At 61.9% G+C, this 26,678-nt stretch carries 23 protein-coding genes and 1 riboswitch; of the genes, 13 read left to right on the forward strand and 10 right to left on the reverse strand.

The features are described from left to right. The first annotated feature begins 29 nt into the window (after window positions 1–29). Window positions 30–356: a winged helix-turn-helix transcriptional regulator gene (locus tag H6B51_RS01850; protein WP_204882045.1), complete on the forward strand. Its 327-nt coding sequence runs from the start codon at window positions 30–32 to the stop codon at window positions 354–356. Between the two features lie 37 nt (window positions 357–393). Here the strand turns inward: H6B51_RS01850 and H6B51_RS01855 are convergent, their stop codons facing one another. Then, entirely contained in the window at window positions 394–585 is a 192-nt protein-coding gene (locus H6B51_RS01855) for a hypothetical protein (protein WP_204882089.1), read from the reverse strand. A 126-nt stretch (window positions 586–711) separates the two neighbouring features. Here H6B51_RS01855 and H6B51_RS01860 point away from each other — a divergent pair, with 126 nt between their 5' ends. The 6 genes from H6B51_RS01860 to ribH all read left to right on the forward strand — a co-directional run bounded on the left by H6B51_RS01860 (window position 712) and on the right by ribH (window position 8,009). Then, on the forward strand, window positions 712–2,898 hold the full coding sequence (locus H6B51_RS01860) for a DNA topoisomerase III (protein WP_204882046.1): 2,187 nt from the start codon (window positions 712–714) through the stop codon (window positions 2,896–2,898). A 20-nt stretch (window positions 2,899–2,918) separates the two neighbouring features. Then, complete coding sequence (locus H6B51_RS01865; RefSeq protein WP_335342082.1) at window positions 2,919–4,304, forward strand: alanine/glycine:cation symporter family protein; 1,386 nt, start codon at window positions 2,919–2,921, stop codon at window positions 4,302–4,304. Window positions 4,305–4,355: 51 nt separating this feature from the next. Then, window positions 4,356–4,472: riboswitch (FMN riboswitch) on the forward strand. Window positions 4,473–4,578: 106 nt separating this feature from the next. After that, window positions 4,579–5,685, forward strand: coding sequence for a bifunctional diaminohydroxyphosphoribosylaminopyrimidine deaminase/5-amino-6-(5-phosphoribosylamino)uracil reductase RibD (gene ribD, locus H6B51_RS01870; RefSeq protein ID WP_204882047.1), 1,107 nt, complete (start codon window positions 4,579–4,581; stop codon window positions 5,683–5,685). Further along, window positions 5,666–6,295, forward strand: a complete 630-nt coding sequence (locus H6B51_RS01875; RefSeq protein WP_204882048.1) for a riboflavin synthase — start codon at window positions 5,666–5,668, stop codon at window positions 6,293–6,295. The genes ribD and H6B51_RS01875 overlap by 20 nt, the downstream gene beginning before the upstream one ends. 15 nt (window positions 6,296–6,310) lie before the next feature. Continuing rightward, the gene (locus tag H6B51_RS01880; protein WP_204882049.1) at window positions 6,311–7,522 is read left to right on the forward strand and encodes a bifunctional 3,4-dihydroxy-2-butanone-4-phosphate synthase/GTP cyclohydrolase II; all 1,212 of its coding nucleotides are present in this window, start codon (window positions 6,311–6,313) and stop codon (window positions 7,520–7,522) included. Between the two features lie 19 nt (window positions 7,523–7,541). Continuing rightward, a complete protein-coding gene (gene ribH / locus H6B51_RS01885; protein WP_204882050.1) occupies window positions 7,542–8,009 on the forward strand; it encodes a 6,7-dimethyl-8-ribityllumazine synthase in 468 nt (155 codons plus the stop codon). A 67-nt stretch (window positions 8,010–8,076) separates the two neighbouring features. On the opposite strand, the gene H6B51_RS01890 is transcribed toward ribH, so the two are convergent. Continuing rightward, entirely contained in the window at window positions 8,077–8,991 is a 915-nt protein-coding gene (locus H6B51_RS01890; protein ID WP_204882051.1) for an RluA family pseudouridine synthase, read from the reverse strand. A 121-nt stretch (window positions 8,992–9,112) separates the two neighbouring features. On the opposite strand from H6B51_RS01890, the gene hemW reads away from it, so the two are divergent. Next, window positions 9,113–10,315 carry a radical SAM family heme chaperone HemW gene (hemW, locus tag H6B51_RS01895; protein WP_204882052.1) on the forward strand — a complete coding sequence of 401 codons (1,203 nt, stop codon included), beginning with the start codon at window positions 9,113–9,115 and terminating at the stop codon, window positions 10,313–10,315. Between the two features lie 96 nt (window positions 10,316–10,411). Continuing rightward, on the forward strand, window positions 10,412–13,426 hold the full coding sequence (locus tag H6B51_RS01900; protein WP_204882053.1) for an S-layer homology domain-containing protein: 3,015 nt from the start codon (window positions 10,412–10,414) through the stop codon (window positions 13,424–13,426). 42 nt (window positions 13,427–13,468) lie between these two features. Here H6B51_RS01900 and malQ read toward each other — a convergent pair whose 3' ends face one another. Continuing rightward, window positions 13,469–14,959 carry a 4-alpha-glucanotransferase gene (gene malQ / locus H6B51_RS01905; RefSeq protein WP_204882054.1) on the reverse strand — a complete coding sequence of 497 codons (1,491 nt, stop codon included), beginning with the start codon at window positions 14,957–14,959 and terminating at the stop codon, window positions 13,469–13,471. Continuing rightward, a complete protein-coding gene (locus H6B51_RS01910; RefSeq protein ID WP_335342083.1) occupies window positions 14,956–15,984 on the reverse strand; it encodes a CCA tRNA nucleotidyltransferase in 1,029 nt (342 codons plus the stop codon). Before H6B51_RS01910 ends, malQ begins: the two co-directional genes overlap by 4 nt. A gap of 85 nt (window positions 15,985–16,069) precedes the next feature. Here H6B51_RS01910 and murC point away from each other — a divergent pair, with 85 nt between their 5' ends. From murC to H6B51_RS01925, 3 genes are all read left to right on the forward strand, one after another. Beyond that, window positions 16,070–17,440, forward strand: coding sequence for a UDP-N-acetylmuramate--L-alanine ligase (gene murC, locus H6B51_RS01915; protein WP_204882055.1), 1,371 nt, complete (start codon window positions 16,070–16,072; stop codon window positions 17,438–17,440). A 139-nt stretch (window positions 17,441–17,579) separates the two neighbouring features. Continuing rightward, window positions 17,580–17,981, forward strand: a complete 402-nt coding sequence (kal, locus tag H6B51_RS01920; RefSeq protein WP_087188213.1) for a 3-aminobutyryl-CoA ammonia lyase — start codon at window positions 17,580–17,582, stop codon at window positions 17,979–17,981. A gap of 353 nt (window positions 17,982–18,334) precedes the next feature. Beyond that, window positions 18,335–20,485, forward strand: coding sequence for a nuclease-related domain-containing protein (locus tag H6B51_RS01925; RefSeq protein WP_204882056.1), 2,151 nt, complete (start codon window positions 18,335–18,337; stop codon window positions 20,483–20,485). Between the two features lie 105 nt (window positions 20,486–20,590). Here H6B51_RS01925 and trhA read toward each other — a convergent pair whose 3' ends face one another. The 4 genes from trhA to alr form a co-directional block, all read right to left on the reverse strand. Next, window positions 20,591–21,352, reverse strand: coding sequence for a PAQR family membrane homeostasis protein TrhA (trhA, locus tag H6B51_RS01930; protein WP_204882057.1), 762 nt, complete (start codon window positions 21,350–21,352; stop codon window positions 20,591–20,593). 232 nt (window positions 21,353–21,584) lie between these two features. Further along, the gene (locus tag H6B51_RS01935; protein ID WP_204882058.1) at window positions 21,585–22,112 is read right to left on the reverse strand and encodes a hypothetical protein; all 528 of its coding nucleotides are present in this window, start codon (window positions 22,110–22,112) and stop codon (window positions 21,585–21,587) included. A gap of 53 nt (window positions 22,113–22,165) precedes the next feature. Then, the gene (locus H6B51_RS01940) at window positions 22,166–22,531 is read right to left on the reverse strand and encodes a type II toxin-antitoxin system PemK/MazF family toxin (RefSeq protein WP_204882059.1); all 366 of its coding nucleotides are present in this window, start codon (window positions 22,529–22,531) and stop codon (window positions 22,166–22,168) included. Between the two features lie 199 nt (window positions 22,532–22,730). Next, complete coding sequence (alr, locus tag H6B51_RS01945; protein WP_204882060.1) at window positions 22,731–23,852, reverse strand: alanine racemase; 1,122 nt, start codon at window positions 23,850–23,852, stop codon at window positions 22,731–22,733. A gap of 188 nt (window positions 23,853–24,040) precedes the next feature. Between alr and H6B51_RS01950 the strand changes: the two genes are divergently transcribed. Further along, window positions 24,041–24,391, forward strand: coding sequence for a hypothetical protein (locus H6B51_RS01950; protein WP_204882061.1), 351 nt, complete (start codon window positions 24,041–24,043; stop codon window positions 24,389–24,391). Window positions 24,392–24,431: 40 nt separating this feature from the next. Here H6B51_RS01950 and H6B51_RS01955 read toward each other — a convergent pair whose 3' ends face one another. Further along, the gene (locus tag H6B51_RS01955) at window positions 24,432–25,034 is read right to left on the reverse strand and encodes a hypothetical protein (RefSeq protein ID WP_335342084.1); all 603 of its coding nucleotides are present in this window, start codon (window positions 25,032–25,034) and stop codon (window positions 24,432–24,434) included. Between the two features lie 11 nt (window positions 25,035–25,045). After that, window positions 25,046–26,575 carry an NAD(P)H-hydrate dehydratase gene (locus H6B51_RS01960; RefSeq protein ID WP_204882062.1) on the reverse strand — a complete coding sequence of 510 codons (1,530 nt, stop codon included), beginning with the start codon at window positions 26,573–26,575 and terminating at the stop codon, window positions 25,046–25,048. Between the last annotated feature and the right edge of the window lie 103 nt (window positions 26,576–26,678).

The following is a 26,678-nucleotide window of genomic DNA, read 5'->3' on the forward strand; positions in this document are numbered from 1 at the left end:
AAACTACCAGGTAAGGAGGAACTGACCTGATGGCCGTCAACCACGACAACTGTCCCTGTATGGACTCCTGCCCCCTGAACCACGCTCTGGCCCTCATCGGCGGCAAATGGAAGATGCAGATCCTCTGTTCCCTTTACAACAACGGCCCCACCCGGTACAACCAGCTGAAAAAGACCCTGGACGGGGTGTCCAACACGGTGCTGGCCAACGCCCTGCGGGAGCTGGAGGAGGACGGCCTGGTGGAGCGTCAGGAGTACCTGGAGGTGCCGGTGCGGGTGGAGTACCGCATCACCGAACCCTGCCAGCGGCTCATCCCCATCCTGGATGAGTTGGGCAACTGGAGCATGGAGCTGTAAAAAAAGCCGCGGGCGCTGCCCGCGGCAATGAGTAATATCAATCCTTATGAGTCATACAGAACCTGACCTTGTTCCAAAAGGTATCCTTCTCATAGCCCTTGGACACCCGGAACTTCCACTCAGCGTCTCTGGCCCGCCTGCGGCAGACCTTCTCATCATGGGCCATCCATCCCCCGGGAATCAGGCTCTGGCTCATTTTGATCTGCATTCCGGTCAGTAAGAACAACATAGGGAGCTCCTTTCTATGTCAGTGCGGAAGGACCTCTTGTCATCCTCAACATAGCAGAGAGAGCAAGGAAAGTCAAGGCTGGAGAAGCCCTGAAAACGCCGGTTTTCGGCGGTTAGGAGATGTTATATGGCAAAAACACTGGTTTTAGCGGAAAAGCCCTCGGTAGGTCGGGAATTGGCCCGGGTGCTGGGGTGTAAAAAATCCGGCGAGGGCTGCCTGGAGGGGGACCGGTACATCGTTACCTGGGCCCTGGGCCATCTGGTGGAGCTGGCGCCCCCGGAGGATTACGACAAGGCCTGGGCCAAGTGGGACCTACTCACCCTGCCCATGCTGCCGGAGCGCATGAAAACGGTGGTCATTCCCCAGTCCGGGCGGCAGTTCCGTGCGGTGCAAACCCTCATGCGCCGGGGGGACGTGTCCGACCTGGTCATCGCCACCGATGCCGGCCGGGAGGGGGAACTGGTGGCCCGGTGGATCATGGAGAAGGCCGGGTGGAAGAAGCCGGCCCGCCGGCTGTGGATCTCCTCCCAGACCGACAAGGCCATCCAGGAAGGGTTTGCCCACCTGCGCCCCGCCGCCGACTACGATAACCTGTACCACTCCGCCCGGGCCCGCAGCGTGGCCGACTGGGTGGTGGGCCTCAACGTGACCCGGGCCCTCACCTGCAAATACAACGCTCAGCTCTCCGCCGGGCGGGTCCAGACCCCCACTCTGGCCCTCATCGTGGACCGCGAGGAGGAGATCCGTCACTTCCAGCCCAAGGAATTCTACACCATTTCTGCAAAGTTAGACGGCTTTACAGCAACCTGGCGGGATCAGAACGGCCAAGCCCGTATTTTCGACAAGGAGCAAGCGGAAGCACTTGTCAGCAAATTGGCAGGCAAGCCCGCCCTGCTCACCGAGGTGAAACGGACCTGGAAGCAGACCCCGCCCCCGGCGGCCTACGACCTGACCGAGCTCCAGCGGGACGCCAACAAGAAGTACGCCTATTCCGCCAAGGAAACTCTCTCGGTCATGCAGAACCTGTACGAGGTCCACAAGATCCTCACCTACCCCCGCACCGACTCCCGGTATATCTCCGACGACGTGGTACCCACCCTGCCTGAGCGGCTGCGCAGCGTGATGATCGACGAATACGCCCCCCTGGCCCGGCAGATCATGACTCACCGGCCCCTCCAAACCCGCTACCTGATAAACAACGCCAAGGTCAGCGACCACCACGCCATTATCCCCACCGAGGAGCAGGTGGACCTGTGGCGGCTGTCCGGCCCGGAGCGCAACATCTTTGACCTGGTGGCCCGCCGGTTCCTGGCGGTGCTGCTGCCCCCCTTTGAGTACGAGGAGGTCACCCTAAGGCTGACCATCGACGGAGAGAGCTTCCACGCCCGGGGGAGGATCGTCAGGGAGCCGGGGTGGAAATCGGCCTATGACCGCACCTTCGCCCTGGAGGACGAGGAGGAAGCTGACCCGGAGGACCGGGAGCAATCCCTTCCCGACCTGCGCCAGGGAGACAAGCTACCGGTGCTGGGAACCAAGGTTATCGTGGGCAAGACCGCCCCTCCCAAGCGGTACACCGAGGCTACCCTGCTCACCGCCATGGAGCACCCAGCCGCCCAGGTCAGCGACAAGGCCCAGAGCAGGATCCTGGAGGAGACTGGCGGCCTGGGCACCCCTGCCACCCGGGCAGACATCATCGAAAAGCTGTTCTCCGCCTTCTATATTGAACGGCGGGGGAAAGAACTTGTCCCCACCTCCAAGGGGATCCAGGTGGTTGGGTTGGCCCCCGCCGACCTGCGCTCGGCCTCCCTCACCGCAAAATGGGAAAAGCGGCTGGGGGACATCGCCCAGGGTAAGGAGCGAGAGGACGCCTTTGTGGAAGAGATGCGGGGCTACGCCTCTCATCTGGTGTCAGAGGTGAAGGCCAGCGACGCCACCTACACCCACGACAACGTGACCCGGGAAAAGTGTCCCGACTGCGGTAAGTTCCTGCTCAGCGTTAAGGGCAAGCGGGGCAAGCTGCTGGTGTGTCCCGACCGGGAATGCGGTTACCGCCGCTCCGTGACCCAGACCACCAACGCCCGCTGCCCCAACTGCCACAAGAAAATGGAGCTGCGGGGGGAGGGCGACAAGCAGCTCTTTGCCTGCGTGTGCGGCTATCGGGAACGGCTCAGCGATTTCAAAAAGCGTCGTGAGTCCAAATCCGCCGGCAAAGGAGACGTGCGCCGCTACCTCCAGCAGCAGGAGCGGAACCAGGACACCGGCAATTCCGCCATGGCAGAACAGCTGAAAAAATGGCTGGAGCAAAATAAATAAGAGAGAAAAGAGGAGATAACGTGGAAGCATTCAACCAATTCCTGACCTGGCTGGACGACTACATCTGGGGTATCCCCATGATCGTGCTGCTGCTGGGCACCCACCTGTTCATGACGGTGCGCACCGGCTTCATCCAGCGCAAGACCTTCACCGGCATTCGTCTATCGGTGACCCGTGACCCGGACGCCCCTGGCGACGTGAGCCAGTTCCAGGCCCTCACCACCGCTCTGGCCTCCACCATCGGCACCGGCAACATCATCGGCGTGGGCACCGCCATCTTCCTGGGCGGTCCAGGTGCCGTGTTCTGGTGCTGGATCGCCGGTATCTTCGGCATCGCCACTAAGTATGCCGAATCTCTGATTGCCGTAAAGTACCGGGTGCGCACCCCCGACGGTAAGATGCAGGGCGGCGCCATGTACGCCCTGGAGCGGGGCCTGAACCTGAAGTGGTTGGCTATCCTCTTCGCCGCCTTGGCAACCCTGGCCTCTTTTGGCATCGGCTGCGGTACTCAGATCAACGCCATTGCAGAGGTAGTTGAGAATAACATTCCTCTTGGCATCCCTCCTATCGCCGTAGGCATCGTAGGCGGCATCTTCACCGCCATCGTTATCATCGGCGGCATCAAGTCCATCGCCAGCGTGTGCGAGAAGCTGGTGCCCTTTATGGCCGTTTTCTATGTGCTGGGCTGCATCATCATCCTGGGCATCAACTATGACTTCATCATTCCCGCCATCGCCGCCATCCTTAACCTGGCCTTCCAGCCCGGCGCTGTGGCCGGCGGCCTGGTGGGCCAGGGCCTGATGATCGCCATGCGCTTCGGCGTGGCCCGGGGCCTGTTCTCTAACGAGTCCGGCATGGGCTCCGCCCCCCTTGTGGCCTCCGCCGCCCAGACCCGCAACCCGGTGCGCCAGGCTCTGGTGTCCGCCACCGGCACCTTCTGGGATACCGTGGTGGTGTGTCTCATGACCGGCCTGGTGCTGGTGTCCACCATCATGAAAAACCCCGCCATCAACATGGATTCCATCGAAAACGGCGGCCAGCTTACCACCGCCGCCTTCTCCCAGATCCCCGTGCTGGGCCCCATCATTCTGGTCGTGGGCATCATCACCTTCGCCTGGTCCACCATTTTGGGCTGGTCCTACTATGGTGAGCGGTGCGCCCAGTATCTGTGGGGCAAAAAAGCCATCCTGGTCTATAAGATCATCTTTGTGGCCATCGTGGTGGTGGGCCCGGTGCTGGCCCTGGATCTGGTGTGGACCATCGCTGACATCCTCAACGCCTTCATGGCCATCCCCAACCTGATCGCAGTCCTGCTGCTGTCCAACGTCATCGCCAAGGACACCAAGTATTACCTCCAGCACCTGGACGAGGTGGACACCACCGAGATTCCCAGCGTGGATAAATAACCGGTTGACATCTCTTTTCCACGGTGCTATGATAATTGCAACAAGTTCATACACAGTCTTCAGGGCAGGGTGAAATTCCCGATCGGCGGTAAAGTCCGCGAGCGCGTCAGCGCAGGATTTGGTGAGATTCCAAAACCGACAGTATAGTCTGGATGGAAGAAGACGCCGGCGGGTATGGTTTTTTAGCCAATCTTTTTATCCCGCCTGCACCTGTTTTCTCAGCGCCCCGAAGGTATTCGGGGCGCTTTTTTTGCCCCGGAAAGGAAGGGACACCATGAACGATCAGCAATACATGGCCCTGGCCATCGACCTGGCCCGCCGGGGCATGGGCTGGACCAGCCCCAACCCGCTGGTGGGAGCAGTACTGGTGAAGGACGGCAGGCTCATCGGCCAGGGGTGGCACCAAAGGTGCGGCGGGCTCCACGCCGAGCGGGAAGCTCTGGCTGCCTGCACCGAGGACCCGGCGGGAGCCACCTTGTACGTCACCCTGGAGCCCTGCTGCCACCAGGGCCGCCAGCCTCCCTGCACCCAGGCGGTGCTGGAGGCGGGTATTTCCCGGGTGGTCATCGGCTCCCGGGACCCCAACCCCCTGGTCCACGGCAAGGGAGCCGCCCTGCTGCGGCAGGCAGGGGTGCGAGTGGAGGAAGACTTTATGCGGGGGGCGTGCGACGCCCTCAACCCAGTATTTTTCCACTACATCACCCACAAGACCCCCTATGTGGCCATGAAATACGCCATGACCGCCGACGGTAAAATCGCCTGCCATACCGGCCTGTCCCAGTGGGTCACCGGCGAGACCGCCCGGACCCACGTCCAGACCCTCCGCCACCAATACCGGGGCATTTTGGTGGGCATCGGCACAGTACTCCAGGACGACCCCCGGCTCACCTGCCGGATGGACGGAGGGCGGAATCCGGTACGGATCGTCTGCGACTCCCACCTGCGCATCCCCCTGGAGTCCAACCTGTGCCGCACCGCCGGAGAGGTACCCACCATCGTGGCCTGCGCCTCTCCCCCGCCCCAGAAAAAACAGGCCCTGGAGGACCTGGGGGTGACGGTGCTGGAGCTGCCCGGCCCCGACGGAAAGGTGGATCTGCCCACCCTCATGGCAGAGCTGGGAAAGCGGGAGATCGACGGCCTGCTGCTGGAGGGGGGCGGCGGTCTCAACGAGTCCATGCTGCGGCAGGGTTTGGTACACAAGGTATACTGCTACCTTGCCCCCAAGCTCTTCGGGGGAGCGGACGCCAAGAGCCCGGTGGAAGGCCGGGGGGTGGACTCCCCCAACCAGTGCTGGCGGCTGACCCCGCCGGTGTGCACCCCCATGGGGGAGGACCTGCTGCTGGAATATGAGGTGATACAGGATGTTCACAGGGATCATTGAGGAACTGGGCACCGTCCGCCACGTGGCGCCGGGCCGGCTGGAGCTGGCCGCCCGGACGGTGTTGGAGGGTACCAAGCTGGGGGACTCCATCGCAGTCAACGGAGTGTGCCTGACGGTGACCCACCTGGCCACCGGGGGCTTCACCGCCGACGTGATGCCCGAGACCCTCCGCCGCACCGGCCTGGGGGCTCTGCGCCCCGGCTCCAGGGTCAATCTGGAGCGGGCCATGGCCGCCGACGGCCGGTTCGGGGGGCACATTGTCTCCGGGCACATCGACGGCACCGGCACGGTGGCCTCCCTCCGGCGGGAGGGCAACGCGGTGTGGGTCACCATCTCCACCCCGGTCGAACTGCTGGCGGGCATTGTGGAGAAGGGCTCCATCGCCATTGACGGCATCAGCCTGACGGTGGCCTCTGTCACCGACAAGGATTTCGCGGTATCCATTATCCCTCACACCGGAGCCCAGACCACCCTGCTGGAGCGCAAACCTGGGGACACCGTCAATCTGGAAACCGACATCATCGGCAAATATGTGGCCAAGCTCATGGGCAGGCCGGAGCAGTCCTCCGGCGGCATCACCATGGAGTTTCTGGCCCGGCACGGATTTTAAAGGAGGAGAGCCATTATGGCATACGCTACCATCGAGGAGGCCCTGGAGGAGCTGCGGGCCGGTCATCTCATCATGTGTATCGACGACCCCGACCGGGAGAACGAGGGGGACCTGATCTGCGCTGCCCAGTTCGCCACCACGGAGAACGTCAACTTTATGGCGGTTCACGCCAAGGGGCTCATCTGCACCCCCATGTCCGCCGCGGTGGCCACCCGGCTGGGGCTGGAACAGATGGTGAAGGTGAACACCGACAACCACCAGACCGCCTTTACCGTGTCCATCGACCATGCTGACACCACCACCGGCATCTCCGCCGAGGAGCGGGGCTATACCTGCCGCCGGTGCGCCGCCCCAGACGCCCGCCCCGAGGAGTTCCGCCGGCCCGGCCACGTGTTCCCCCTGGTGGCCCGCCGGGGAGGCGTGCTGGCCCGCAACGGCCACACCGAGGCCACGGTGGATCTCTGCCGTCACGCCGGACTGGCTGAGTGCGGCCTGTGCTGCGAGATCATGCGGGAAGACGGCACCATGATGCGGACCACCGAGCTTTTGCAGCACGCGGAGCAGTGGGGTGTCAAGGTCATCACCATCAAAGACCTGCAGGACTACTGCCGCCTCCACGACAAGCACGTGGTGCGGGAGGCGGTGGCCAAAATGCCCACCAAGTTCGGGGACTTCACCATCTACGGCTACACCAACGACTTGACCGGGGAGAGCCATGTAGCCCTGGTAAAGGGAGACATTGGAGACGGCATGGGGGTGCTGTGCCGGGTCCATTCCGAGTGCCTCACCGGAGACGTGTTCGGCTCCCAGCGGTGCGACTGCGGCCAGCAGCTGGCCGCCGCCATGGAGCGCATCAACCAGGAGGGCCGGGGCGTAGTGCTCTATATGCGCCAGGAGGGCCGGGGCATCGGCCTGATCAACAAGCTGAAAACCTACACCCTCCAGGAGCAGGGCTACGACACGGTGGAGGCCAACATCAAGCTGGGCTTCGCCCCCGACCTGCGGGAGTACTGGATCGGGGCCCAGATCCTCCGGGACCTAGGAGTGCGTCAGCTCCGGCTGCTCACCAACAACCCGGACAAGATCTACGGCCTGTCCGGCTTTGGCCTGGAGATCACCGAGCGGGTACCCATCGAAATCGCGCCCCAGGAGCACGACCACTTCTATCTGTGGACCAAACGGGAAAAAATGGGACACCTGCTGGAGCAGGTGTCCGACGAGGCATAATATAGAGGAGGAACATACTATGAATATTCTGGAAGGCAAGCTGGTAGGCAGCCAGCAGATGAAGGTAGCCATCGTGGCGGCCCGGTTCAATGAGTTTATCGTGTCCAAGCTGCTCAGCGGCGCTGAGGACGGCCTGGTGCGCCACGGCGTCCCCGGGGAAAACATCGACGTGGCCTGGGTGCCGGGGGCTTTTGAGATCCCGGTGGTGGCCCTGCGGCTGGCCCAGAGCGGCAAGTATGACGCTGTCATCTGCCTGGGGGCGGTAATCCGGGGTTCCACCTCCCACTACGACTATGTGTGCGCCGAGGTGTCCAAGGGGGTGGCCCAGGCCTCCATGCAGACCGGCAAGCCAGTGCTCTTTGGGGTGCTCACCACCGACACCATCGAGCAGGCCATCGAACGGGCGGGCACCAAGGCAGGCAACAAGGGCTACGACTGCGCCCTGTCCGCCATCGAGATGATCAATCTCCTGTCCACCGTGTCTTAGAACCTGTATTCACAACCGTTGAACGCTGTCTGGACGGCCTTTTCCTCGTCTATCCAGTATCCCCCGACTATGAATACAGGTTCTTAAACAGCGCCGCCATATCAGTGGGGAGAGGCTGGGTCCAGCTCAGCTTCTCCCCGCTGATGGGCTGTAGAAGAGAGAGCTTCCAGGAGTGGAGTGCGGGCCGGGAGATAAGGGTCTGGTCCTCCCTGCCGTAAAGAAAATCCCCGGTGAGGGGACAGCCCAGGTGGGCCATGTGGACCCGGATCTGGTGGGTACGGCCGGTGTCCAGCTCCAGCTCCACCAACGCCCGGCCCTCCCCGGCGTGGACCACCCGGTAGTGGGTACGGGCCGCCTGCCCCAGCGAGTCCACCTGCCGCTCCATCAGGGAGCCGGGTACCCGGCCGATGGGGGCATCCACCGTCCCTTGGGCAGGGCTGGGCGCCCCGTCGCATACCGCCAGGTAGATCCGCCGGAATTGGGGGGTGTGGAGCTGGGCCTTCAGCTTTTCCTGGGCATGGGGGTGCTTGGCCACCACCATCAGGCCGGAGGTGCCCTTGTCCAGCCGCTGCACCGGGTGTACATCGGCCACGATACCCTGCTGCTGATAGTAGTGGGCAATAAAGTTGCACATGGTGTCGGCGTAATGTCCGGGGCCGGGATGCACCAACACCCCGGGCGCCTTGTTGAGCACCAGCAGGTCCCCGTCCTCGTACACGATATCCAGGGGGCCGGGAGTGGGTACCATATCCCCCCGATGGGCAGGATCGGCCACCCGGACGGAGAGCACCTGACCCGCTTTCACCCGCTGGCCGGTGATGGCCCGGACACCGTCCAACAGGATGCCGTCCTCCAGCCACTTGATCCGCTTGATCACCGTACCCGACAATCCCAGCTCCCGCCGCAGAAGGGTGTCGATTTTTTGTCCCACTTGGTCAGCCGACACCGTCAGCGTCAGCCGCCGGGGCCCAAGCTCCTCCATGCCGTTCCCTCCCTTTCGGTTTTTTTCAGTATACCACCGCCGTCCCGCTTTTCAAAGCGGGTTTTTTGTTGTATACTAGTAGGAAAAGCAGATTCGTACCACAGGAAGCGAGGCGCCGCCTATGGCAGAAAAACTGGGCATCTATATCCACATCCCCTTTTGCCGCAGCAAGTGTGATTACTGCGACTTCTATTCTCTGGCGGGACAGGAGGGGCGGATGGACGATTACCAGAAGGCTCTGTTGGCCCATATGAAGGAAACCGCACCCTTGACCCGGGGCTGGCAGGTGGACACCGTCTATTTTGGCGGGGGCACCCCCAGCTTCTACGGGGAAAAACGACTGCGGGAGTTGCTGCGGTTTATCGCCAAGCGGTTCGACCTGGCCAAGGACGCCGAGATCACCGTAGAGTGCAACCCGGACAGCGTGGACCAGAAAATGCTCCAGGTCCTCCGGCGGGCCGGCTTCAACCGGCTCTCCCTGGGGGTGCAGTCGGCCTGCGACTGCGAGCTTCAAAGCCTCCACCGGCCCCACAGCTACCAGCAGGCGGTGGAGGCGGTGAAGGCCGCCCGGGCGGCAAAATTTCAGAACCTGAGCCTGGACCTGATCTACGGCCTGCCCGGCCAGACCATGGAGGGCTGGCAGAATACGTTGGAGCAGGTGCTGACGCTGAAGCCGGAGCACCTGAGTTGCTACGGCCTGAAGGTGGAGGAGGGCACCCCCCTGGACTACCGGGTGTCCCGGGGGGAGGTCCTTCCCGACGACGATGCTCAGGCCGACATGTACCTGTGGACGGTGGAGCGGCTGGCCCGGGAGGGTTTCCGCCAATATGAGATCTCCAACTTTGCCAGGCCCGGTTGTCAGTCCCGGCACAACCTGCGCTACTGGATGGGCCGGCCCTACATTGGCTTCGGCCCCGGGGCCCACTCCGATTTCGGTGGCCGGCGGTACTCCTTTGTCCGGGATCTGGAGACCTATATCTCCGGCGTGCTGGGCGGCGGGGTTGTCATCGATTCCTCCGACCTGATTCCCGCCCGAGAGCGGGGCAGCGAATACCTGATGCTCCGGCTGCGCACCACCCGGGGCATTGAGGAGTGGGAATACCGGCGGGAGTTTTTCCTCAACTTCGATCCCATCGAGCAGAAGCTGGAGGAGTACGAGCGTCAGGGCTGGGCCGAGCGCCACGACCGCCGGTGGAACCTGACCCCCAAGGGCTTTCTGGTGTCCAACCAGCTCATCAGTGACCTGCTGGTGATCCAGGAGGAGGCCACCCTGGAAAAGACCCTTCCCCGACTGAAGCAGGGGATGCCACCCAAGGAACCATAATCAAGCGGTTTTCTGAAAAACCCTCCGCCTTTACAAGCGGAGGGTTTTGTGTTAACATAATGTAAGTCTATCTTTTTACCACTTAGGAGGATCCCCATGAAGCATTTCTTCCGGCGGGCGGCCGCCCTGGCGCTGGCGGTGGCTGTTACCGTTACCGCTGTATCCGCATCATACGCCTTGGGATGGGACGTACACACCGCCCAGCTTCCTCTGTCCCAAGGCACAAGTCTGGGGGAAAACATTTTCTGGAGCGACACCTACGGCGATCTGCGCCATGAGTACTACATAGCCTACACCCCCAATACTGACGTCACCCCCACCGTGGCCTACGGCAACAAGGTGTTGGACCGGATGACTCTCAGCGCCATGGCCCGCAATCTGGAGAGCCAGGGCAAAAACGTGGTGTCCGGGGTCAATGGGGACTGGTATGTCCTGTCTACCGGGGCCACCGTGGGCCTGCTGGTCACCGACGGGGTGATCCGGGCTACCCCCTATTACAAAAACGCCTGGGCCATCGGCTTCAACGCCGACGGCACAGCCTTTATCGGCCAGCCCACCCTCACCACCACCGTCACCTTTGGGGGGCAGACCTATAACCTGAGCGGCGCCATCAACAAGGTGCGCAAGGTCACTGCCTCCGACACCACCGGCGGTCTGACTCTGCTGACCTCCGACTTTGCCTCCAAGACCCAGAATACCGCCGCCGGAGTGGACGTAATCCTGTCCCCGGTGGACGACGGCACCGGCGCTTACGCCACCCAGCCCACCATCGGCAAGCAGGTGCAGTACACCGTGGAGCAGGTGCTGGAATCCACCGGCAGCATTGCCATTCCTGAGGGGAAGGCGGTGCTCACCATGAATGGAGCGGACAAGGCCGAGATCCTGGCCAAGCTCCGGGCCCTCCAGCCCGGAGATACCGTTACCCTGTCGGTGACCAGCACCGACGCCCGGTGGAATAATGTGGACCAGGCCATCGGCGGCACCTACCACATCGTCTCCAACGGCCAGGCTGTCTCCGGCCTGCCCACCGAACGCACCGCCTGGACCGCTGTGGGAGTTAAAGCCGACGGCACCGTGATCCTGTACACCCTGGACGGCAAGCAAAACGGCTACAGCGTAGGTTGTACCCTGAGTCAGGTGGCCCAACGGCTCATTGAGCTGGGCTGTGTGGAGGCACTGAGCATGGACGGGGGCGGCTCCACAACCATCGGCGCCACCTATCCCGACGGCGAGGGCATGCAGATCGTCAACCGCCCCTCCGACGGCTCTCAGCGGGCCAACAGCACCGCCATTTTCCTCACCACCAACCTGGAGCCCACCGGCGTGGTGGGGAGCTATTACGTCACCCCCACCGACGATATGGTGCTGGCAGGCGCCTCAGTACAGCTGTCCGCCGCCGGAGTGGATACTGGCTACTATCCCACCGCCGGCAATCCGGTGAGCTGGTCGGTATCCGAGGGAGGCGGCACGGTCAACAGCACCGGTCTGTACACCGCCGGCAGCCAAAGCGGCACCTATCTGGTCACCGCCTCTGACGGCGCCGCCTCCGGCTCGGCCTGGATGACGGTGGTCCGGACCCCCGCCACCATCACCGTGAAAAACCAGTCCACCGGCAAGCAGGTGACCTCCCTTAGCCTGGAGCCCGGCCAACAGGTGGACCTGACCGCCTCCGCCACCTACCGTACCCTGGCCCTCACCGCCCAGGATTCCTGCTTTACCTGGACCCTGGATCCGTCAGTAGGCACGGTGGACGCCAACGGCCTGCTCACCGCCGGACAGTCCAGCGGCAGCGGTAATCTCACCGTCACCGCCGGAGATAAAACGGTGACCATCCCAGTGACGGTAGCCAGCCATATCAAGACCCTGGACACCCTCGAGGGAGATCTGTCCGCCTATATAAGCTCCGCCACCGCCACCGCCTCGGCGGAAACCAGCCTGGACTACGTCCACAACGGCCGCCAGAGCCTGAAGCTGTCCTATAACGTATCTGACGCTTCCGCCAGTCTGTCCACCAGCCTGACCATCCCCAGTGGCGAAAGCTGGCTGGGGGTGTGGGTGTACGGCGACGGCTCGGGCAACCAGCTGAAAGCCACCGCCCTGAACAGCCAGGGCCAGACCAGCCAGTTTCTGCTTGCCACCTTGAATTTCACCGGCTGGCAGCATGTGCTGGTCCAGCTCCCCGCCGGAACCGTCTCCCTGTCCAGTCTGGATATAAGCTACGGCGGAATTGCCGGCCGTCAGACGGGGGCCATTTGGCTGGATCAGTTTACCGCGGCCAATCAGCAGATCACCGACACCACCGCCCCCACGGTGACGGTAAATGTGGTGGGCAATCAGGTGACAGCCACCGTCTCAGATAACTTTGACCGTACTATTGCCCGGGAAAACGTCACCCTTACCTATGACGGGGACGTCCTGACCGCCAGTTGGAACGAGAGCACCGGCACCCTCACCGCCACCCTGCCCGCCGCCGACGGCGGCTATCACCGGGTCACCGTCACCGCATCCGATGCCAGCGGTAACCTAGGCCGTGGCTCAGCAGACCGGAAGCCTGATCCCATCCCTGTCAGCCCCTTCGGAGACATGACCGGTAACTGGGCAGAGCCCTATGCCACTTTCCTGTACGACCAGGGGATCTCTCAGGGCACCGGCGGGGATACCCCTCTGTATCAACCCGGCAAAAACATCACTCGGGCGGAGTTCTTTGCTCTGGTGGCCCGGTGGATGGACCTGGATCTGGAATCCTACGCCGACGTGGAGCTTCCCTTCGCCGATACCGACGAGATCCCCGCCTGGGCTCTGAACGAGATAAAGGCCATGTACAGCCTGGGCATCCTACAGGGAGCCTCCGGCGATGGGCAGCTGTGGGCCAACCCCATGTCCACCATCTCCCGGGCGGAGGTCATGACCATCCTGGGCCGCACTCTGGCCCAGGGTTACCCTGCGGAGCGCCTCACGTTTGCTGACGCCGGTTCCGTACCCACCTGGTCCCTGACTTATGTGCGCACTCTGGTGACCCTGGGGGTGGTCACCGGTAACAACAACCAGATTCGCCCCAATGATCCCATCACCCGGGGCGAAGTGGCAAAGCTGCTGTACGCTATGCTGTAATCGTTTGAATAAGAAAAAAGTGCGCTGACGCGCACTTTTTTCTTATTCTTGCGGTAATCTGCCATAGAGCTCCATCTGCCGGTGAAGCTTCCCCGCCAGGGCGGGACTGTCAAAACCGGGCAGGGCCCGCCAGCGCCAGTTACCCTTGGTGGTGGCAGGGGTGTTCATCCGGCTGCCGCTCCCCAGTCCCAGCAGATCCTGCATCTGGGCTACCGCCCACTTGGCAGGACTGGCCCAGATCGCCCGCAGCATACCCCAGTGCTCCCCCTCTTCCCGATCCAGATGGAGGTATTCCCGAGCCCGGGCCACGTCCCCCGGCGGACCGCTGGTGAGCCAGCCCTGGACAGTATCGTTATCGTGGGTACCCACATAGGCCACGCAGTTGACAGGATAGTTATAAGGCAGATAAGCCGCCCCCTCCCCGTCCCGGCTGTCAAAGGCAAACTGGAGCACCTTCATCCCGGGAAAGCCGGTACGCTCCCGGAGCTGGTGGACAGAAGGAGTGAGAAAGCCCAAATCCTCCGCGATGATATTCTTTTTCCCCAGGTCGTGCTCCACCGCCTGGAAAAGCTTCAGCCCCGGCCCCGGCCGCCAGCGACCGCCGGCGGCAGTAGTCTGGCCGCCGGGGATAGCGTAATAGCTGTCAAACCCCCGGAAGTGATCGATGCGCAGCACATCATACAGCCGGAACTGGTAGGCGATCCGGTCCACCCACCAGCGGTAACCCTCCCGTTCCATCCGGTCCCAGTCGAACAGGGGATTGCCCCACAGCTGACCGTCCGAGGAAAAGCCGTCAGGGGGACAGCCCGCCACCTCCATGGGGCGGAGATCCTCATCCAGCTGGAACTGCTCCCGCCCGGCCCACAGATCCGCGCTGTCCCCTGGGACGTAGATGGGTAGATCCCCCACGATATAGACCCCGTGCCGGTTGGCGTACTCCTTCAAGGCCTTCCACTGGCGGAAAAAGAGGAACTGCACCCCCTTCCAGAAGGCCAGGTCCTCCTCCAGGGCCTGCCCCACCCGTGCCAGAACCGCCGGGTCCCGCGCCCGCAGAGGCAGCTCCCACTCGGTCCAGGGCTGGCCCCCGTGGGCTTCCTTGAACGCCATGAACCGGGCGTAGTCCTCCAGCCAGAAGCTGTTCTCCCGGCAGAAATGCTCAAATTCCGCCGGTGGATCCTCCAGCAGCCGTCCGCAGGCCCGCCGCAGCACCGGGAACCGACGGCGATACATCTTACCGTAGTCCACCTCCGCCGGATCGGCTCCCCAGTCCAACGACCGGTATTCCCCCGGCTCCAGCAGTCCCTCCTCTGCCAGCAAATCCAGGTCAATGAGATAGGGGTTGCCGGCAAAGGTGGAAAAGCTATGGTAAGGGGAGTCGCCATAGCCGGTGGGTCCTAAGGGAAGCAGCTGCCAAAGGGACTGGCCCGCCGCCTGCAAAAAATCCACAAACCGCCGGGCGCAGCCCCCCATGGTGCCCACTCCATAGGGAGCGGGCAGCGAAGTGATGTGCATCAGCACCCCGCCCCGTCTCATGGAATCTTCCTCCCTTCCAACCTCTGTTGAGCCAGTTCCACCAGCACCTCCCGCAGGTTATCCTCCGGATGGTCCAGCACATGGACGGCCAGCTCCCGCTGGACAGCCCCGATCTCCGCTCCCTTCAGGCCCAGGGTGGCCAGTTCCCCTCCGGACAGGGCCAGCCGGCGGATCACCTCCAGCTCCGGGTGATATACCCCCCGCTTCAGTGCCCGCTCCACCGGCAGGCACTCCAGAGGGAAGCCGGTGGCCTGGCAGAACCCCCGCCACCGCGGGATGGGCTCCTGAGGCAGCTCCGCCAACCCGGTCAGGTCGGGGCAGTCCCGTACCGGCCACAAGTGAACCAACAGCCCCCAGCGCAGCAGCTCTCCTACCCAGGCCGGGCGGGGAGAGAGCAGGATCTTTTCCACCTCGCCTTTGATCCGCTCCCCCGATACCAACGCCATCCGCCCGGCGTTGCGGAGAATAGCCGCCCGGGTGTCCGGCTCGATAATATAGTCCAGCTTGGCGGCGAAACGCACTGCCCGCAGCATCCGCAGGGCATCCTCCCGGAATCGGGTATCCGGATCGCCCACACAGCGGATGATCCCGGCGGCCAGGTCAACCCTCCCGCCAAAGGGGTCGATGATCTCCCGGTCAGGCCCCAGGGCCATGGCGTTGACGGTGAAATCCCGCCGGGCCAGATCCTCCTCCAGCCCCACGTCAAAGGCCACCCCATCCGGGTGTCTGCCGTCGGCGTAACCTCCCTCCCGGCGGAAGGTGGTCACCTCCACCGGCCCGTCCTCTGTCAGCACAGTGACGGTACCGTGCTTCAACCCGGTGGGAATCGTCCTATCAAATAGATCCATGACCTGCTCCGGCAGCGCGGAGGTGCACACGTCGTAGTCCTCCGGCCGCTCTCCACGCAGCAGATCCCGGACGCATCCTCCTACCGGGTGGGCGGCGTGCCCCGACTGCCGCAGCCGTTCCAGACAGAACGCCACCCCCACCGGAATGGACCATAAGGCCATTTTTTCAGCGTTCACGGTATCTTCCCCTTGCTATTTGCCTATAATGCTTTATAATAGTTCTGGCAACATTATAATCTGAAGAAAAGGGTGTGTAAACCCCATGGAACAGACCAACATCCATGATTATATCGCCGCCGGTCATCATGCCCATCTGGTGGGTATTGGCGGCGTATCCATGTCCCCCCTGGCAGAGGTCCTCCACAAGGCCGGCATGAAAATCACCGGCTCTGACATGAACGAAAGCGCCACCGTGGAGCATCTGCGCTCCCTGGGCATCTCCGTGGCTATCGGCCACCGGGCGGAGAACATCCAGGGGGCCGAGCTGGTGATCCGCACCGCCGCCGTTCACGATTCCAACCCGGAGATCGCCGCCGCCCGGGCCCAGGGTATCCCCGTCTTTGAGCGGGCCCAGGCCTGGGGTTCCATTATGCGCGGATATAAAAACGCCCTGTGCATCTCCGGCACCCACGGCAAGACCACCACCACCTCCATGTGTACCCACATCATCATGGCCGCCCAGATGGACCCCACCGTCATGATCGGCGGCACCCTTCCTTTGCTTGGCTCCGGTTACCGGGTGGGCCACGGGGACACCATCATTCTGGAGAGCTGCGAGTACTGCAACTCCTTCCTGTCCTTCTTCCCCACCGTAGCGGTGATCCTCAACATCGAGGCCGATCACCTGGATTTCTTCAAGGACCTGGACGACGTGGAGCACTCCTTCCGGGCCTTTGCCGATCTGGTCCCGGAAAACGGCCTCATCGTGGCCAACGCCGACGACGCCAACACCATGCACACCCTGGAGGGGGAGTCCCGGCCCATCCTCACCTTCGGCCTGGAGGCGGGGGACGTCCACGCCGCCAACCTGACCTGGCACCGGGGCCTGCCCACCTTTGACATCATCTACCGGGATCAGGTCTTTACCCGGGTGGGCCTGCGGGTGCCCGGGGAACACAACGTGAAAAACGCCCTGGCCGCCGCCGCCGCCGCCATCGCCCTTGCGGTGTCCCCCAAGGCGGTGAGCCAGGGGCTCAACGCCTTCCGGGGCGCCGGCCGCCGGTTCGAACACAAGGGCAGCTACAACGGCGCCGAGGTGTACGACGACTACGCCCATCACCCCGGGGAGCTCCAGGCCCTCCTGTCCGCAGCCCACACCCTGGGCTATGAGCGGGTGATCTGCGCCTTCCAGCCCCACACCTACACCCGCACCAAGGCCCTCTTTGACGACTTTGTCCAGGTGCTCCGCCAGCCCGACCTGACCATCCTGGCGGAGATCTTCGCCGCCCGGGAGGTCAACGACATCGGCATCTCCTCCAAGGACCTGACCGACCGGATCCCCGGCAGCATCTACTGTTCCACCCTGGAGGAGGTCACCGCCAGGCTGCGGGAGGTGGCTCAGCCCGGGGACCTGATCCTCACCGTGGGAGCCGGGGACATCTACACCGCCGGGGAGGCTCTCGTGAACGGCTGATCTCCTTTTTTGCACTAAAGAGATAAATTATAGCACAACTTTCTCCTGTTGACAAGCCCGTCATTTGGACGTACAATAAGGGTATAAGCCCTGTCCCTTTTGTTCTGTTCTCACAAAATGACGAAGGAGTGGAATCGACATGGAAGAGAAAAAGTATACCTCGATGATCCGCCTGCGCATGTCCGCCAAGGACGCCCACTACGGCGGCAATCTGGTGGACGGCGCCCACATGGTACATCTCTTTGGCGATGTGGCCACCGAGTTGCTGATCCAGTGCGACGGCGACGAGGGCCTGTTCTGTGCCTACAACAACATTGAGTTCAAGGCCCCCGTGTATGCGGGCGACTTCATCGAGGCGTACGGCGAGATCACCCATATCGGCAACACCTCCCGCAAGATGAAGTTTGAGGCCCGCAAGGTGGCCGTCCCCCGGCCCGACATCAGCGATTCCGCCGCCGATTTCCTGGATGAACCCATTGTGGTTGCCATCGCCGAGGGAACCTGCGTCACCCCCAAAAAATGCCAGCGCAAGGAACACTGAGTTTCCCTTTTGGATTTTTAAAGCGTCTAACCTTTACACAAAAGCGGCAGAGGGCTGTCTGTATGACAGCCCTCTGCCGCTTTTTACAGAAATTCTTATATTCCCTGGAAGTCCTTTTGCTGGCTTACACCACGGCAGACATAGGCTTTAAACACGTCCAAAATCGAAGCTGGAAATCCGGATGGCATATTGTAAATCCGCCCATCAATTATTATAATGAAGAAAGATGAACTCATACGATCTATATCTTTACAGCCAAACTCGCTGTTACGGCATGGCGGCCGCCACGTGATCATGGGGAGAAAAGCGAGTCAACGCCCTGACAGAGATCAGCACGAAAGGAACGATTGTCCATGCGACATTTTGGCACGGTAACATACTATGATGCCCAAAAGAAATTTGCCTACATCAACGAAAACGGTACGGATTACGCGGTCACTACCTCGGTGGTCCAGTTTCTTCCTGAGCCCGACCAGCTGCTGAAAAAGGGCAACACTGTATATTTTTCCGTGGTTCAGAATAAAGTGCCCGGAAAACGCAATTATGCCCAAAACATTACCCGTGTGGTGGAAAGCTTCAACCCCAGAGTAAAGCGGACCGAGGGAGAAAAAAAGCTGCTGGAGATTTTCCGCGCCTCCAGCTGGCTGTCCGGCTGGACCGTTCTGGAGCAGCCCTACATCAACGGCTTGCACCCTGATTTTGTGCTGATCCACCCCTTCAAGGGCGTGGTCATTGTGGAGGTAAAGGACTGGAACCTGAATGACAGCACACGCTATCGGGATGGACAAGTGTTGGGTAGTGACGGGACTTACCGTGACGCAGACCCAGCCTACCAGTTGAACCGGTACGCCTCCTGCCTCAGCGGCCTGACCTTCCTGGAACCAGAAGGGCTTCGGGACCACATCTGGAACACCTCCATGTCCATTTACCATTTGGAGGACAATCCAAGCAACAGAAATATGGTGCTGGACAGGTACTCGTTCTTTGAAAAAGTGGTCTTTTTCAGCAGACCAGACATCACCCTGGAACAAGCCCGGAAGTTCTGCCCCAACAGTCAGTTTGTCTGGACCAGGAATGAGGCTGAATATCTGCTTGACCGCGTCCACAACCGGTTCAGCGAATGCCAGGAATTCCCCTGGGCGCTCCGGCTGTTTGGATATGGGAAGGTGCAGGTGGCCACAAAATACTGCTCTGACGCTCCAACCACTCCGGACGGTACCAATCTATTTATCCAGTATCTCCGGCGGCTCACTTGCTGGCTGGACGGTACGGATTATGAGCGAGCCCGAAAGAAGCCCTACCAGCTAACTCAGGCTCAGCAGGCCCTGGCTCAACACGTCTCCAGAGCGTGCAGGGCCTGCGAAAGCGTGATCAGCTCCGGGAAATCCCTGATCCTGGCCCAGAAGGCGGCTGACGGGATCTCGGCGCAGCGGCGTGTGCTGGTGCTCTCCTACAATATCACACTGACCAATTATCTCCGGGACCTCTGCCGTCAGCAGTTTACCGGCGACAGCCGGGCGTTCAATCAATGGCTACGCGTGGACTATTTCCACGGTATTCTGCGAGATACCCTTTACGACCTCAAGCTGACCGTAAAAATGGAGGAAGGACAGGGGGCAGATGTGAATGCGGAAGAAAAAAACCGGGTTATCCGAACCTATGTCCAGAAGAGCATCGAGGCTATCTGCCAGTCCTCCGCCAAGGCCGACCTATACGGATACGATGATGTGCTGATCGATGAGGGCAACGATTTCTGCGACTTTGAGATCGCCTTTCTCAAAAGCATGGTCTACAACGGAACAGGAGAATTTCTGGTCATGCACGATACGGCCCACCGGATCTATTCCAACCTGAGCCTGGCAGGTCTTTGGGCGGACGATTCGGCTACCCTGGGTCTGACGAAGTGCGCTTTGCCCTATACCTATTGTCTTCCTCACAGCGTCAAGGATCTCCTGGAGCGCACCCAGAAGGCTTTCCAGATTCCGGGGCTTGCCATGGAGATCGAACCGTCGGCAGCGGAGCTTACAAGCTACGGCTCCGCCCGGTGGTTTGACCAGGATCCCACCCATTATCAGAAGGGCTTGTTGAATGAGCTGTCCTACTGGCTGAAAGAGCGTCAGGTACATCCTGAGGATCTGATCATGGTCACCGTAGATTATCAGTCCGCCAAACGCTTGTCTGAAACCTTGAGGAACGCGGGGATCCCGGTACAGCTCTGTGAGAGCCTGCGCAACTCTAAGCAGGAATTCTGGGCAGGAAAAAACAACGTCAAGGTCGCCACCTACCATAATTTTAAAGGCTGGCATGCCCCCTATGTCATCCTGGTGCTGGATTCCGACCTCGCCCCCCAGGAAGAGCTTCAGCACAGCGCCGTGCTCAGCGCCTTTTACGTGGCCCTGTCCAGGGTCAAGCCCACTTCAGATACCCGCTCGTACTGTTTCCGTTGTCTGAATTTCCTGTCCGATTCGCGGCTTCGGCCCCTTGCCGCACTTTTTGAGCAATAAGGGCAGACTCATTCCGTTTGTCATTCCCCATGCCCTGTCGCTAATAAAGTTTGAGCGCCCTGTCCGCTTTACAGCGGACAGGGCGCTCTTACATTTCGACAGAGATCAGGGTAACTGGATGATGACCTGATACATAAGCTGGAAGTGGAAGATGGACCCCAGCAGGATAAACACATGGAAGATCTCGTGGCAACCAAAGCGCGGGTTGTTCCGACCGGGCCACTTGACAGCGTAGAGCACGCCGCCGATGGTATACAGAATACCGCCGCCCAGAACCCAGAACAGGCCAGTGGAACCCACCACCTGAACCAGAGGCACCAGAGCAATGATGGCCAGCCAGCCCATGGCGATATAGATGCTGGAGGTGAGCCACCGGGGAGCGGACAGCCACAGCAGGGTGAGCACCAGACCAGCCAAGGCCAGTCCCCAGATCACACCGAAGAGGCCCCAGCCTACCGCACCTACATCCCGCAGAGCCACCAGGCACACAGGAGTGTAGCTGCCGGCAATGAGGAAGTAAATAGAGGTGTGGTCGTACTTCCGCAGAGCGATCCGCCCGGCCACGCTGGTATTGATACAGTGGTACAGGGTACTAGCGGTGTACAGCCCCACCATGCTCAGCCCGTAGATCAGGAAAGATACCAGATGCCATGTGCTCAGCCCCTCCAGCAGGCAGCGGGCCACCAAAACTACTGTTCCCACGGCCGCCAGCGCCGCTCCCACACCGTGGGTGATGGCCGACCAGGGCCGCAGGCCGTCATAGGGGTCCCGTTCCTTTTTCTTCTTGACCGGCTTGACCTGACGGCTCACCGCCTGGGGATAATAGAACGCGCCCAGGTCTCTGCCCATCGCACTGCCTTGATTCATAACCTCACCCTCCGTTCTGTGATAAAATGACTCCAGTTTTGTTTCCTCCTATAGTATACTTCTGATTCCATTATATTGTCAACGTCAAAAGATAATATAATCTTTAAAATTATATTACATTTTCTGTACATATTCCCCGTGGCATTTAGTGTCTCCATATTCCGGTATGATATACGTAAAAAACGACTGCCGCATACTATGGCAGTCGTTTTCACACGAAATATGTACCAACTTACTGGATGCTGTAGCTCCCCCGCACCAGCAGAGTGACGGCAGCGGAGGCCTTCGCCCCCTGGCCATCGGCCACCGCCAAATACAGGTGGTTGGCGGTAAGGGCATTCCCCACCCCCAAGGAGGCCCCGGTGGTGGTGTCAATGAGACCGGACACACAGCTGGCAGCGCCGGAGCGCAGCAGGATCTCGCAGCCCGCGGAGGCCTTCAGAGTCTGGCCCGCTTTCAGTGTCACAGTCTGAAACACTCCACCGGCGGTCTGTCCGGACCCATCCAGCTTGTCCTCCACCTGATCTACATAGCCGTCCACCACGCTCTGAAGCTGGCTTTTCAGCGCGCTCTCCCGGGCGTCCACCTTGTCGTCCACCTGCTCCAGAATGTCGGGCATAGCCTGCTGCTCCAGGTAGCTGATGGTGATCAGGGGGTCGGACTGGCTGCCCTGCTGCCCGGCGGCCACCGCCACCACGATCAAGGCCGCCGTCACCAGTCCACCGGCCAGCAGCCGTGGGAACCAATGCTTTTCCTTCATATGTACCTCCTCTTTGATCGGAGCGCCGCCCTGAGGCGGCGCTCTCCCGTTGTTCAAACCAAGGTGCTGGTGTGCAGGCCGAAGCTCACCGCAATGGCGTTGTCCACCCGCTGCATCTGCGCCTCGTCCAGCCGCCCCATGTGCTCTCTCAGCCGCCGTTTGTCCAATGTCCGGATCTGTTCCAGCAGCACCACCGACTCCTTGGGCAGGCCGTAGGTGTTGGCCGAGAGCTCAATGTGGGTGGGCAGACGGGCCTTGCCGGTCTGGGACGTGATGGCCGCCGCGATCACCGTGGGACTGTGTCGGTTACCGGTATCGTTCTGTACGATGAGCACCGGGCGCACGCCCCCCTGCTCGCTGCCCACCACGGGGCTGAGATCGGCATAAAAAATGTCTCCACGTTTTACGGTGTTATCCACAAAAGCTCACACTCCGCCGGAAAATAGTCACCAGCGTCACAGGGCCGCAGGCCTATGTAACGCGGTCACTATGATTTTCCCACGGGGCGGCGGGATTTATACCCGCCTGACAAAATTTCGCAGGGCGCCGGCGTCTCCCGCCGCCGGGCCGGCCATAACTCCCCGGCCCATCCTATGTCCTGCTTTCCGGTCCGGTGCCTCAGCCCAGATAAGTCCTGTGGACCCGGGGGGATACGGCACACAGCAACTCATACTGGATGGTGCCCGCCAGGGACGCGATATCCTCGATGGGCAGATCTGCCCCGAATATCTCTACCTCATCCCCGGGCTTCACCTCCAGCCCAGTCACATCCGCCATACACATATCCATGCAGATCCGACCCACGATAGGGACCCTCCGGCCATGGACGAGCACCTCCAGCCGGTCAGAGCACAGCCGGGGCAAGCCATCCGCATAGCCAATGGTGAGAGCAGCCAGCCTGGTGTCCCGGTCCAGCACATGGGTACAGCCGTAGCTTACCGGAGTGCCGGCAGGGACCTCCTTCACCGAGGCCACCCGGGTTTTGAGGGTCATGACGGGCCGCAGGCCGGGACCATCCAGCCCCTCGCAGGTGGGGTCTGGATAGTGGCCGTACAGGGCCACTCCCGGACGCACCATATCCAGATAGGTACAGGGGAAGTTGAGCACCGCCGCACTGGCGGCGCAGTGGCGAATGGGAAAGGTAATTCCCCGCGTCTCCAGGGCAGCCAGCAGGTCCAAAAATCGGGTGAACTGGGCCATGGTATAGTCCTCATCCCCGTCGGCATTGGCAAAGTGGGTGTAGATCCCCTCGGCCTCCAGTCCGGGCAAGGCACACACCGCCGCCATCCGCTCCGCCGTCTCCGCCGGGTCGGCGCACAGCCAGCCCAGCCGGGACATGCCGGTATCCGCCTTCAGGTGGATCCTCAGCTTCCTGCCCGCTGCCGTGGCCGCATCAGAGAGGGCCTTGGCCATCTCTCCGTCATAAACGGTCTGGGTGATGCCGTACTCCAACAGCAGTCCAGCGTTTTCCACCGGGGTGTAGCCCAGAATCAGGATGGGCGCGGTAATTCCCGCCTGGCGTAGCTCGACCGCCTCATCCAGACAAGCCACCGCCAGGTACTCCGCCCCCAGCTTCTCCAGGGTGCGGGCCACCGGCACCGCTCCATGGCCGTAGGCGTCCGCCTTCACCACGCCCAAAAACCGGCAGCCCTGGGGCAACATGGCCCGCAGCGCCCGGTAGTTATGTTCCAGATTGGACAGATCAATCTCCGCCCAGGTTCTTGTCCGTGTCTGTTTCATGCCTTGACCTCTTTGCCGTTTATTCCGTTGTCATTATACTACGGCGTTTCCCATCTCACAACCCCCATCTGGGCTCCGGTACATTTTCACAAATCGTTCATACAATTCCCATGACATTTCCGCCGGAACAGGGTATACTATAATTACGTAAAAAACATACCCTACTATGCCGTCAGGAGGTCTGTGTGATGATTGAGAATATGGGCAAGGTGCTGACCAACGTGGGTCTGGCCAGTGTTGGTCTGGCCGCGCTGGCTGCCGAGCAGCTGGGCAAGGCGGGCAAGTGCCTGGTGGAAAAGGGGGCCGTGGCCCTGGAAGAGAGCAAAAAATACGGCGCTCAGGTCCAGCAGCAGTGTAAGGAGGCGGCCCAGCGCCGCCGGGAGGAGCAGTTCGACCTCCACGTATGCCAGATGAACGCCCAGCAGCGGGAGGCGCTCCGCCGTCGCCTGGCTGAACTGGACGACCTGGAACGAGAAGCAAGCGGAGAGGATGTGGACCCCTCCGACCTGGAGGATGAGGATGATACCGTGGCGTTTTGACCCGGCATAAAAAGGGAGGGCGCAGTTACGCCCTCCCTTTTTATGCCTTTTGAAAGCCGGTAAAGGTACAGGTGAGCACCGTGTACCCGTCCTCGGACAACTCCCCCCGGACCAGGGCGTGGGTCTCCGGGTGGAACCACAGAGTGCATTCCACCCCCTCCCCCGGCTGGCCCTCCGGATCCCGGCATACCACCCGTAGGGCCTCCCCGCTCTCCAGCGTCTCCAGCCCACACTGGGCAATAAAGCCCTCCCCCGCCTGCTCCAGCATCAGGGGGACCGCCATCATGGGGCTGAAGCCGTCATCTGTCACAGGGCCGGTCTCCACCTGGGTCCCATCGTACTCCAGCACAGAGGAATCCTCCCATAACCGGGCAGTGACCCCGGCAATCTCCTCCGGAGCGGTGACCGTGAGCACCGTCTCCCCCTCCCTGTGGTAGGCCACATCCAGGCTGTAGGAAAAGACCCGGCTGCCATAGTCGGCCACCACCTCCACCTGGGTGGAACACTCTGACATGACCAGATACTCACCTCTGATGTCCAGAGCCAGCTGCTCGGCCTGGGCTCCCTTCTCCGCCGGGCCGCAGGCCGTCAGCCCCAGGCAGAGCGTTATCGTCAGTGTCCACAGCATCCCCTTGCGGCCCACTGTCTCCTCCTTTATTTCACATGCGCCTCCAGCACCGCAGGCAGGGTGGCCACCAGATCAGTGGGGGTCATTCCATACTCCCCGACCTCAGCTGCGCACCGATCTCCCGCCGCGCCATGAAGCCACACGGCGTAGGGCACTGCCTGCCGGGCGGGCAGGCCCTGGCCCAGCAGTGCCAGAATGATCCCCGCCAGCACGTCTCCGCTGCCACCCTTGGCCATGCCCGGGTTGCCGGTGGTGTTGATGTAGGCCCTGCCGTCAGGGAAGGCGGTAATGGTGCGGTGGCCCTTCAGCACCAGGCAGCAGCCGTGTTCCCTGGCAAACCGCCGTGCCTCCCCCAGCCGGTCCCCACCGGACAGGTCGCCTCCCAGCCGGGCAAACTCCCCGTCGTGGGGGGTGAGCACTGTGTGGAGCCCCTGCCGCCCGTCCAGTACATCCATATGCCCCTCCAGGGCGTTTATGCCGTCGGCGTCCAAAATCACGGGAATGTGGATCTCCCCCAGCAGGTGGCGCACCACCGAAGCCACCCCGTTGCCCCGGCCCAGGCCGGGGCCTATCAGGCAGACCTCATAGCCGGACAGCTTGTGGCGGATGAGCTCCCCCGCCTCCAGGGAGAGCTGGCCCTCCTTCCCCGCCGGCAGGGGGAAGGGCATGGCCTCGTCCAGCTTGGCGGCGGCCACCGGCCACACCGGGGCGGGCACCCCCACCCACACCAGGCCGGCCCCCGAGCGCACCGCCGCCCGGGCGGACAGAGTGGGAGCACCGGTGTACCCCACGCTGCCCCCCACAATGGCGCACTTGCCAAAATCCCCCTTATGAGCGTCCCGGGGCCGCCGGGGCAGGAGCACATCCGTCTCCTCCACTGTCTGCACCGGATAATCCTCCTTGTCCACCAAATCGGCAGGAATACCGATATCGGCCACGGTCAGCCTCCCGGTACACAGGCCTCCCCTGCCTACATAGTGGCCCGCCTTGGGCAGAGTAAAGGTGACTGTCCGCGCAGCCTCCACCGCCGCCCCCAGCACCCGTCCGGTGTCCGCCTCCACCCCGCTGGGGATGTCGGCGGCCACCACCGGGATGTCACAGGTGTTCATCATCTGTACCGCGATGAGGGAATCCCCCCGCATGGGGCTGTTGAGGCCGATGCCGAAGAGGGCGTCCACCATGGCGCAGCATCCCAGGCACCAGGCGGCAAAGGCCGGGTCATCAGGCTGAAAGGGCTCCAGCCTGCCTCCCGCCGCCGCCAACCGTGCCTCCATCTCCCGGGTATCCGGGGTCATCTTCTCATGGGCCCCAACCAGAACGCACCGGACCTCAAAGCCGGCCTCCAGCAGCAGCCGGGCACAGGCCACCCCGTCACCTCCGTTGTTCCCCGGGCCGCAGAAGCACACCACCCGCCCGGGCGCGTCCCCTGCCAGCTCTATCACTTGATCGGCGATGGCTGCCGCCGCTCGCTCCATCAGGTCGGTGGAGGGGATCCTCCGCTCCACGATGGCGACCCGATCCATCTCCCGCATCTGCTCCGCTGTGGCGATCCGCATCCTGTCCACGCTCCTTTTCCTCCATGGTAGTTCTCATTATACGCATCGGCCCTTTGCCCGTCAATTTTTATCTTGCACTTTGGCAAAATGTGTGGTATATATA

Origin of the sequence: Pseudoflavonifractor phocaeensis (genome assembly GCF_016901955.1) — a bacterium.
GTDB classification, from domain to species: domain Bacteria; phylum Bacillota; class Clostridia; order Oscillospirales; family Oscillospiraceae; genus Flavonifractor; species Flavonifractor phocaeensis_A.